The organism is Bradyrhizobium sp. WYCCWR15520 (assembly GCF_056174665.1).
This window is the reverse complement of record NZ_JBWBWM010000102.1, coordinates 1-8,012: the sequence shown is the minus strand read 5'-3', so window position 1 is coordinate 8,012 and position 8,012 is coordinate 1. Positions and strand designations below refer to the sequence as shown.

10 protein-coding genes and 3 pseudogenes are annotated in these 8,012 nt (G+C 59.7%); 3 read left to right on the top strand and 10 right to left on the bottom strand.

The genetic code is table 11. The annotated features are described in order from the left end of the window. Positions 1–154: pseudogene (locus AC0QUY_RS41875) on the top strand (IS5/IS1182 family transposase); the annotation flags it as partial. A gap of 126 nt (positions 155–280) precedes the next feature. Here AC0QUY_RS41875 and AC0QUY_RS41870 read toward each other — a convergent pair. Both AC0QUY_RS41870 and AC0QUY_RS41865 read right to left on the bottom strand, forming a co-directional pair. Next, positions 281–667, bottom strand: coding sequence for a 3'-5' exonuclease (locus tag AC0QUY_RS41870; RefSeq protein WP_161851754.1), 387 nt, complete (start codon positions 665–667; stop codon positions 281–283). Between the two features lie 13 nt (positions 668–680). Next, on the bottom strand, positions 681–1,007 hold the full coding sequence (locus AC0QUY_RS41865) for a hypothetical protein (RefSeq protein ID WP_161851755.1): 327 nt from the start codon (positions 1,005–1,007) through the stop codon (positions 681–683). Between the two features lie 131 nt (positions 1,008–1,138). On the opposite strand from AC0QUY_RS41865, the gene AC0QUY_RS41860 reads away from it, so the two are divergent. Continuing rightward, entirely contained in the window at positions 1,139–1,351 is a 213-nt protein-coding gene (locus AC0QUY_RS41860; RefSeq protein ID WP_161851756.1) for a hypothetical protein, read from the top strand. 526 nt (positions 1,352–1,877) lie between these two features. Here AC0QUY_RS41860 and cysC read toward each other — a convergent pair. From cysC to AC0QUY_RS41820, 8 genes and pseudogenes are all read right to left on the bottom strand, one after another. Then, the gene (gene cysC / locus AC0QUY_RS41855; RefSeq protein ID WP_161851757.1) at positions 1,878–3,125 is read right to left on the bottom strand and encodes an adenylyl-sulfate kinase; all 1,248 of its coding nucleotides are present in this window, start codon (positions 3,123–3,125) and stop codon (positions 1,878–1,880) included. Positions 3,126–4,081: 956 nt separating this feature from the next. Further along, positions 4,082–4,201 (bottom strand): annotated as a pseudogene (locus AC0QUY_RS41850) (transposase domain-containing protein); the annotation flags it as partial. A 124-nt stretch (positions 4,202–4,325) separates the two neighbouring features. Beyond that, complete coding sequence (locus tag AC0QUY_RS41845; RefSeq protein ID WP_246738675.1) at positions 4,326–4,940, bottom strand: tyrosine-type recombinase/integrase; 615 nt, start codon at positions 4,938–4,940, stop codon at positions 4,326–4,328. Further along, on the bottom strand, positions 4,918–5,307 hold the full coding sequence (locus tag AC0QUY_RS41840) for a site-specific integrase (protein ID WP_246738544.1): 390 nt from the start codon (positions 5,305–5,307) through the stop codon (positions 4,918–4,920). The genes AC0QUY_RS41845 and AC0QUY_RS41840 overlap by 23 nt, the downstream gene beginning before the upstream one ends. Then, positions 5,304–5,711 carry a site-specific integrase gene (locus AC0QUY_RS41835; protein WP_475391657.1) on the bottom strand — a complete coding sequence of 136 codons (408 nt, stop codon included), beginning with the start codon at positions 5,709–5,711 and terminating at the stop codon, positions 5,304–5,306. The genes AC0QUY_RS41840 and AC0QUY_RS41835 overlap by 4 nt, the downstream gene beginning before the upstream one ends. Positions 5,712–5,734: 23 nt before the next feature. Continuing rightward, the gene (locus tag AC0QUY_RS41830) at positions 5,735–6,229 is read right to left on the bottom strand and encodes a hypothetical protein (RefSeq protein WP_474417185.1); all 495 of its coding nucleotides are present in this window, start codon (positions 6,227–6,229) and stop codon (positions 5,735–5,737) included. After that, entirely contained in the window at positions 6,222–6,821 is a 600-nt protein-coding gene (locus AC0QUY_RS41825; RefSeq protein ID WP_246738545.1) for a tyrosine-type recombinase/integrase, read from the bottom strand. Before AC0QUY_RS41825 ends, AC0QUY_RS41830 begins: the two co-directional genes overlap by 8 nt. Positions 6,822–6,925: 104 nt before the next feature. Then, positions 6,926–7,462, bottom strand: coding sequence for a hypothetical protein (locus AC0QUY_RS41820; RefSeq protein ID WP_246738546.1), 537 nt, complete (start codon positions 7,460–7,462; stop codon positions 6,926–6,928). A gap of 123 nt (positions 7,463–7,585) precedes the next feature. On the opposite strand from AC0QUY_RS41820, the pseudogene AC0QUY_RS41815 reads away from it, so the two are divergent. Further along, positions 7,586–7,726: pseudogene (locus AC0QUY_RS41815) on the top strand (transposase domain-containing protein); the annotation flags it as partial. Between the last annotated feature and the right edge of the window lie 286 nt (positions 7,727–8,012).

The window sequence follows — 8,012 nt, the reverse complement described above, 5'->3', positions numbered from 1 at the left end:
CCGCAATTATCTCTGGTTCCGTCGCGGCGATGCAGCCAACGCCGTCCTCGCCGCCGCCGGCTACAACTTCCGCCGCCTCATCCGCTGGCTCAGGCTTTTGCTGCACCTCTTCCTGACCGCACTCTTCCCCGGCGGTCGGCTTAATCCAGCGTGAAATCAATCTTCTTCACGGACGACTAGTTCTCAGTCGCTCGCTACCGTGGCCCAATCTCATCGGCAGTTCAGTACGGGAGCTCCCGCGCCGTTCGACACATTCCGAGGCACATTTCCGGTCGTCGTGCTACCCACTCTCGACGCGCTGGTACAGTTCGTACACCCACGGCGAGTTTCTGTTTTCTTGGAAGACCAGGCAGAGGTGCTTTCTCGGTCGCGTGACCCCAACGTAGAAGAGCCGTCGCGCTTCGCGAAGCGATGACTGGCTGCGTCTGTCGCGGTTGTCGGGCAATTCGCTCTCGTTGATGCCGAACAGAATCACCGCGTCGAACTCGCGGCCTTTAGCACTGTGCAGGGTAGTCAGGTTGACGCGGCCGGTGCCGGAGATACGTCCCCCGAAATGGCTCAGTGATAGATCAAGGCCATTCGCCGGATCCGTCTTCCGGATCATATCGTCACAAGCCTCCCAGTCGCGGTCGGGAAGTCGTGCTACCGCGCGCCACGGCTCGATCACCTCGCGCGATCCGCTACAGCCAGAAGTGAGCCGACTCCGTGGTTCCGATCGAGCCGTTCAGGAACTGCATGAATTGGACAGAGAAATGCTGCGCCTCCGCCGGCGGCGGAACTCGTCCGAAGACCATCGACTGCGCCTGTGAAAGGAGGCGCGCGTACGGCGGGTTGGCGTCGCGCCAGCCGCCGGTGACCCATTGCGCGCACCCCTCGATTAGTCTGGAAAGACGTGAGCTTCGTCGAACGAGCGCCCCCAAACTGCCTGGCGGCTTGATTGCGGGACACTTCCGCCTCTGATTGCCGCCACAACCCGTTTCAAGGTCAAGAGAATAAGGTGCTGCCATCCATGCTGGCCTCCTTCCAGCCAGCATGGTGAATCAGAAAGCACGCGATTTGGGAATCCCCTTTTGACCATGCCAGCTATCGCCTCAGTGATCTCGTGCACCTATATGAGGACGTATTGAAGCAGTATTGCGTGGGAAAAGGAAAAGAATTTTTTAATCCGTTTGAGGGTGAGGAGTCGCCGATGGATGAAGACCACACCGAGTTCAGCGGCCTCGTTGAAATGTACGGGGAAACAATTGCGGAGTACGACGGTGTCGCCTCAGGCGTAAACATTCATTACAATTGGGACAACCTCAAAATGGGCGTCAAAAGATTTGTGGCTGAACTTAATGACATGAAATAGGCCGATCGCTCTCGTGTTTGGGATTTCGATGCGAGATGGTACTTAGTTCGATCAAGTCGGATTAGTCGCCAACGGCTATCGAAAATCGGCACCAGAGGCCGGACAGATGTCAGCATCCGACTACGCGCCGAGGCTCTTCAAAAAAACCCACTGCATCTCGCGGCGCGCCCGCAGATGAGTCATGCGGGGTCTATCCGTTTGAACCACTTAAGCGGTAGGCCGAGCACGTAGTGTCGGTGTCGAAGCTGCGGTCCTGTTCAACTCCTCGCCGATGAGCGCGGGCGTGGCGCCGCGCCGACGAGATCACGAAACAGTTCGTCCTTTTGCTTTGTCCGCCCGCAAGGCTTCTGTGATCTCGCTATCATCCTATTACGCAATCGCATGGCAGGGAAACTCCGAGAGGCGCTCCGGCGAGGCCTGAGAACACCCACACAATGCCACGCCCCGCTTGCTTTCACGGACGGGCAAAGGCATAAAATTCGGCAATACTAGTGACCGTGGACGATTGCGCGCGCCTTCAGGACATCTATGACGGCCGCCGCAAGTGCTCGGGCGTCTGATCCATGGTCCTGAGATGAAATTCGGGGCTCATCGGTATTTCGTAGGGTTCATCGATGCCTGTGAAGTTCTTGATCTTGCCAGACTTCGCCTTCGAATAGAGACCCTTGGGATCGCGCCGCACGCATTCTTCAAGGGGCGTGTCGACAAAGATTTCGATGAGCTCCTCCTTAGCAACCAGGTTGCGCACCATGTCTCGCTCCGCTCTGTAGGGCGAAATGAACGAGCATATCACGATTAGGCCACCGTCGGCCATCAACTTGGCGACTTCGCCGACACGTCGAATATTCTCGACACGATGGGCCTCGGAGAAACCGAGGTCTCGGTTCAACCCGTGCCGCACGTTGTCGCCATCCAGCAGCATGGTGTGACGCGACATTGCGAACAGCTTTTGATCCACGATGTTGGCGATTGTCGACTTGCCGGCACCGGACAGGCCGGTGAACCAGATGATGCAAGGCTTTTGATTCTTCAGGGCGGCCCGCTCGCTCTTTCCCACTGAAAGCGGTTGCCAAGCAATATTGGTAGCCCGCCGCAGCGGGAACGCAATCATGCCGGCGCCAACGGTGCGATTGGTAAAGCGGTCAATGACAATGAACGATCCGGTCTTGCGATTGACCTCGTACGGATCGAAGGCCACGGGCAGTGCCGTCGCGACATTGCCGAAGCCGATCTCGTTGAGGCTAAGCTTCCTGGCTGCCAGGTGCTCACGTGTGTTGACGTCGATCCGATGCTTGATCGCGGTAATGCTACCGGCGACTCCGGTCCGAGTTCCAATGCGAAGGATGTAATTGCGTCCAGCAACGAGCGGATCGTTGTCCATCCAGATCAGATGGGCCGCGAACTGGTCGGTGACCTCAGGCCGCTCGTTCGGACGCGCCAGCACCATCCAATAGCGCGGAGTCTTGTCTATGAACATGCGTTTGCCCACTGCTGCCAAGTACTGGCCGTAGGCCGCATCGGCAAAAGCGCGACTGACGATCGTGCGATCTATTCGGTCCAAGAATTCGGAGGTCGCAGCCAGAATCAGGGATGCCCCTGCTGGGTGTCGGTGTTCCGCCCTGCCAAATGCTTCAAGCGCCAGCATTAGCCAGGGCTCAGGTGGAGCTGGAATGTCTGGGTGCTGCTGGAGCACGTGCGCCAGCACCGTCGTCCCCGACCGGGGAAGACCAAGAAGAAAACAAACCGCAGACAGACCGTTAGGATCCCGGTCCATGATCCCATCTCCCTATGCTTGGAAAAGCGAGCGGCTCGAACCGCCGTCATCCGGTCGAAGAAAATAACGGAGACTGTTCTGTTCGACATAGAGTGTAACCGCTTGCCCGGCATCCCCATATGAGAAAAACCTTGTCATGCATCTTCAAAGGGTTGGGAAAACCATACGGAGGTTGATCGGCAGTAAATGCCTACGCGACGTAAGCGACACTTGTCGCCTCGCGCCAGCGCAATGCTGCTTGCGTAGAGCATCGGAAGAAGCTGGCCCATACGCTTCGGTTGGTGCTCGGCTTGCAAGTGAGAACACCTCTTAGAGCGACGACAAAGGTTGATAGCCATCCTGATATGCCTGACTTCTCTAAGCTGACGTTTGCTATCCGCCATTCTGTAAAATCGATTTCTTGATACAATTCGTCCGCGCCATGGATAAGTCCGGATCGTGCGTTCAGGGGCCTCGATGATTGCACACACGTTAATATTTCTGTGAGTTTCGGGACCGGCTTCGCGAGCCCCAGAACCGAGAACTTGGCGGAAGGTCTGCAGAATTCCTCGATCTTCTTCAAGGAGGTTGCGCCAATCATCTTGAACACTCGACAATGCCTTCCCGCGCAAGGACGGAATAGTCCGGTGTCCCCTTTGCGTGACCGCGCTTAGCTGCCCGTTGGCGGTGATCAATGCCGGACATCATTCGCTTGAAATGGACGAAGAATGTAAGCGGCAAGCTGAGGTCTCTTTGCCGCTTACGGGGTCCTCAGCATAGGGTCCACTTCACTAACGCGGTCGACTCCCAACAGAGTTGGCGACTCGGCACGTTTTCCACTCAAGGCTCTGATTTTCTTCGTCGGCTCTCAGGTCGCTGGAAGAGAAATCGTGCGTTTCCAGCATCTTCTGACGACTCGCATCCGCTCCTTCAAAGTAGATGATGTCGGAATGAAAGTAAGCGGCAAGCTGAGGCCGTCAGGCGACGTGGTTCCATGGCATCAGCGCGTCGATTTCGCTGCTCGGCCAACCGTTGGCGATACGCTGAAGTGTTAGAGCAAGCCAGGCGAACGGATCGACGTTGTTCATTTTCGCTGTTTATGCGGCCCGCCGAACTATGCCGAACGGGTTTGGTATGGCACGCCGTTGTCACGCTCGCACCGTTGATCGCGTGCAGGGCAGCCCCATTCCATTCGGCATAGTCTGGTCGTTCAGAGCGCCCCTAGGAAGGCGAGCAGGCGGTCGTTCGGCTGGAAGCGGGTTCGCTTGCCGCGCTGGTACGGCTTGAGCTTCGCAGGGCAGCTTCCTTGAGGGCGAGATGGGCGTGCAGGTACGTCTGTGCCGTCTCGACCGATTCATGACCGAGCCACAGCGCGATCACGGAGCAGTTGACGCCGGCTTGCAGCAGTTCCATCGCAGCGCTGTGCCTCAGCACGTGCGGCGACACGCTCTTGGCCTTCAAAGACGGGCAACTCTTGTGAGCGACACGAACATGCTTTCCCAGCAGTGACTGGACGCTGTCGGCACTGAGCCGACCCTCATGCACGTTGTGGAACAACGCTGTTGCTCCTTCCGCAACGGTTCCTTGAGCCATGCCTGGAGCGCGCGCCGAGCGAGTAAGCGGAGCGGTCCGCTCCTTCCGCCCTTTACCGACGCATCGTACGTGTGCGCCAGACCCGAGGTGGACGACATCCCGGTCAAGGCCGGTCAGCTCTGAGAGGCGTAAGCCAGTCTGGGCCGCGACCAGCAGCAAGGTGTGATCGCGGCGGCCAAGCCACGTCGTTCGATCGGGCGCGGCGAGAACCGCCTCGATCTCAGGGCGCGCCAGGAAGTGCACCTGTCGCTTGTCGTGGCGTTTGCTCGGTATGGCGAGCACGCGCTGGATCAGCGCGCTGTGCCGGTTCCTCGAAGGACACGAACCTGAAGAAGGACCAGATGGCGGTCAGACGTAGGTTACGCGTCTTCGCGCTGGCGCCGCGCTTTACCTCGAGATCGGTGAGGAACGCGCCGATGAACGTTGCATCCAGATCGGCGAGCGACAGGGCCGATGGGGACTTCGGCAGCCGCACCTGTGCGAACATGAACAGCAGCCGGAACGTGTCCCTGTAGGAGGCGATCGTGTTGCCGCTAACATTGCGCTGGCGCATGAGGCGCTCAGTGAAGAAGCGCTCAATCAACGTGGCGACATTGCAGGCGGGCTTCATGGCGTCACCTCCCATCGCCGATCGAGACGCCGCGCGGCTTCTTCCATCAACTCGGGGCAGGCCGAGAGATACCAGTAAGTATCGCGCACGCAGGCGTGGCCGAGGTAAGTGGAGAGTACTGGGAGTTGTTGCTCGACGTCCTTGCCTTCGCGATACCAGTCGAGCAGCCTCCGGATGGCGAAGCGATGACGGAAGTCGTGCACGCGTGGCCCGGTACGATCACCAGGGCGCCGCAGCCCGATCTCTCTGGACAATCGCCAGAAGACGCGATGAACGTACTCGTGCAGCAAGCGGCCTCCCTGTTCGGCAACGAAGAAGGTCGAGCCGCAGCGTGATCCAAGCAGCGCATCGCGCCGGTGGGCGTAGTCGCGCAGCGCAGTTCTCGTCGTCGGATGCAATGGCACGAGCCGCGACTTGCCGAACTTGGTCAGCGGACCGTCAGCACGCCGGCGTCGAGGTCGACGTCATCCCGCTCCAGGCCCATCGCCTCGGATATACGCATGCCCGTCACCGCGATCACCCCGAACAGGGTGTGGTAGGTCCATCGGCGCAGCCCGTCCGCCGGCGGCAGAGCCAGCGCTGCCGTCAGCAACGCATCGATCTCCGCGTCGCTGTAGACATAGGGCTTGGCGCGCTTCCATCCCGGCAGCATGCCGACGGGTGGCACCTCCGTTCTCGGATCGAAGTTGGCGACATGGCGCGCGAACCCCCGCACATCGCTCAACCGCAGCGCCCAGGATGCATGACAATCGGGCGGCAGCGTTGCCCATTCCATTGCCAGCTTCGTCGTGATGATCCTGGCTTTGCGCTTCTCCATGAAGGCGACGAAGTCGGCGAGCCGACGGGTCTGGTGCTCGTACTTGTATCCCAGTCCCTTGCGCATCCTCAGGTACTTGTCGAGTGCGGCGTGCAGATTAGTCATTGCACGCCTCCCAGGGCTGGCTCAATGTTCTCAGCGCATCGATGTCGACCTTCGCGTAAATCCGGGTGGTGTCGTGGTTCTCGTGCCGCAGCAACTGTCCGTTCTCCGACAAGGTCGCGCCAGATCGGAGAAGCTCGGTAGCGAGACTGTGTCGGAAGATATGGGCGCCGCGGTGTGCGCAACCTTCGATTCCAACGCGATCGAGAGCGGCCTTGGCGATCATGGTGATCGCACATCCGGAAGCAAAGCCGACGTGCGGCGCGAGTGACCGGACGAACAACCGTCGGCACGACGACTTTGGGCGGCCATTGCGCAGATATGCAACGATGGCCGCGCCAACGTCTGGCGCTATCGGCATCCGTGCACGCTGTCTGCCCTTGGCGCGAACCAGTATCTCGCTGGCGCGCCAGTCGATATCATCGAGCATGAGTGTCGCGACCTCGTCGGCCCGCAGGCCGAGCTTAGCCAGCAACAACAGAATGGCGTAGTCGCGCCGTCCCATCACCGTCTTTCGGTCGCAACCGTCGAGAGCCTTCCGCACCTGAGCGGCAGGCAGATAGGTCGGCAGAGGTGCGAGCTTCCATCGCCGCATCGATGGAACGCAATCCGCCAACGGGCGCGCGTTCAGCCCCCGATGGTGGAGGTAACGGAGAAAGGCGCGCAACGACCAGCACATCGCCTTGCCTGTTCCTGGGCTCAATCCTGGGCGTGGCGCTCAATGTAGCGGATCACGTCCTCTTGGTTGATCTTGCACAGGGCGGCGGCGCCGCCGGAGCACACCTCGTGCAAAAACCTGCGGATGACCGGGAGATGGCGAACGATGGACCTTGGCGCCAAGCCGCGCTCTGATCGCAGGTACGCATCGAACTCCTTGAAGATCCGTTCGTGCGGGCTGAGAGGCGGCAGCACCAACGGCGCTATCGCGCCTTCCTCGCGCAGCACCGACAGCCATCGCTTGAGCGCGGCCCGGTCACCGGGTTGGATAGACTGCCTCCCGCCTCGATGTCGGAGGTACCGCTCAATGACCTGCTCGTCGAGATTGACCAGCTTATAGCGACGGCCTGCGATCCAACTCAGGAGCCCGACAACTACGTTGAGGCAACGCCACGCGCCGTGCCGAACGAGCCGCTCTTCGACGAGACGAGCGGCGTAGCGCTCGACGAGCTGTCCGTGCGGCCCGCTTCTGAGACGCCGGTACAGCCGGCTTCTGCCCAAGTACTGTTCAACTTCCATCTTCCTGTTCTCCGCTGTTGAAAGCGGAGGCACAGAACGAACTATGCCGAACCGACCAAACGCCGGTCAGCGAGAAATCTGGGGAAAACGACCGGACTCGGCATAGTTCGGCGGGCGGCATAAACTTGCAAGATCAACGACGTCGATCCGCGCGCCTATCTCACCGACGTCCTGAGAAGGATCGTCAACGGGCATCCAAACCGCGACATCGACCAGCTACTGCCCTGGGCCTACCGCGCTCAAGCCCTCAAAGCCGTGGCCTGAAAACGACCCTTACCTTGCATCCACACTATACCAATGTGTAGCCGCGGTAGCCACGGGGATGAATTGGCACGAAGCGCGGCCGGGATCATTGTGGGCCGTATGGCTATGAACACTCAGGTTTACGCTCAATTCGGGGAGGCGCAGGAACGCACAGCTGAAGGCCGTGCAGCTGCACTATACTCCAGTTTGATCGCTGACCTCAGTCAGCTGAATTTCGCAGACGCGGATGACCGCCGAGCCTTCCCTCCGACCCTACACAGCATATTCGCAAGGCATGGACTGTTCG

What these genes read in the sequence shown, in the direction of transcription:
- AC0QUY_RS41865 (WP_161851755.1), bottom strand. Translation starts at nt 1,007, where the DNA reads ATGGCAGCACCTTATTCTCTTGACCTTGAAACGGGTTGTGGCGGCAAT.
- cysC (WP_161851757.1), bottom strand. Translation starts at nt 3,125, where the DNA reads ATGGACCGGGATCCTAACGGTCTGTCTGCGGTTTGTTTTCTTCTTGGT.
- AC0QUY_RS41840 (WP_246738544.1), bottom strand. Translation starts at nt 5,307, where the DNA reads ATGAAGCCCGCCTGCAATGTCGCCACGTTGATTGAGCGCTTCTTCACT.
- AC0QUY_RS41830 (WP_474417185.1), bottom strand. Translation starts at nt 6,229, where the DNA reads ATGACTAATCTGCACGCCGCACTCGACAAGTACCTGAGGATGCGCAAG.
- AC0QUY_RS41825 (WP_246738545.1), bottom strand. Translation starts at nt 6,821, where the DNA reads ATGCGGCGATGGAAGCTCGCACCTCTGCCGACCTATCTGCCTGCCGCT.
- AC0QUY_RS41820 (WP_246738546.1), bottom strand. Translation starts at nt 7,462, where the DNA reads ATGGAAGTTGAACAGTACTTGGGCAGAAGCCGGCTGTACCGGCGTCTC.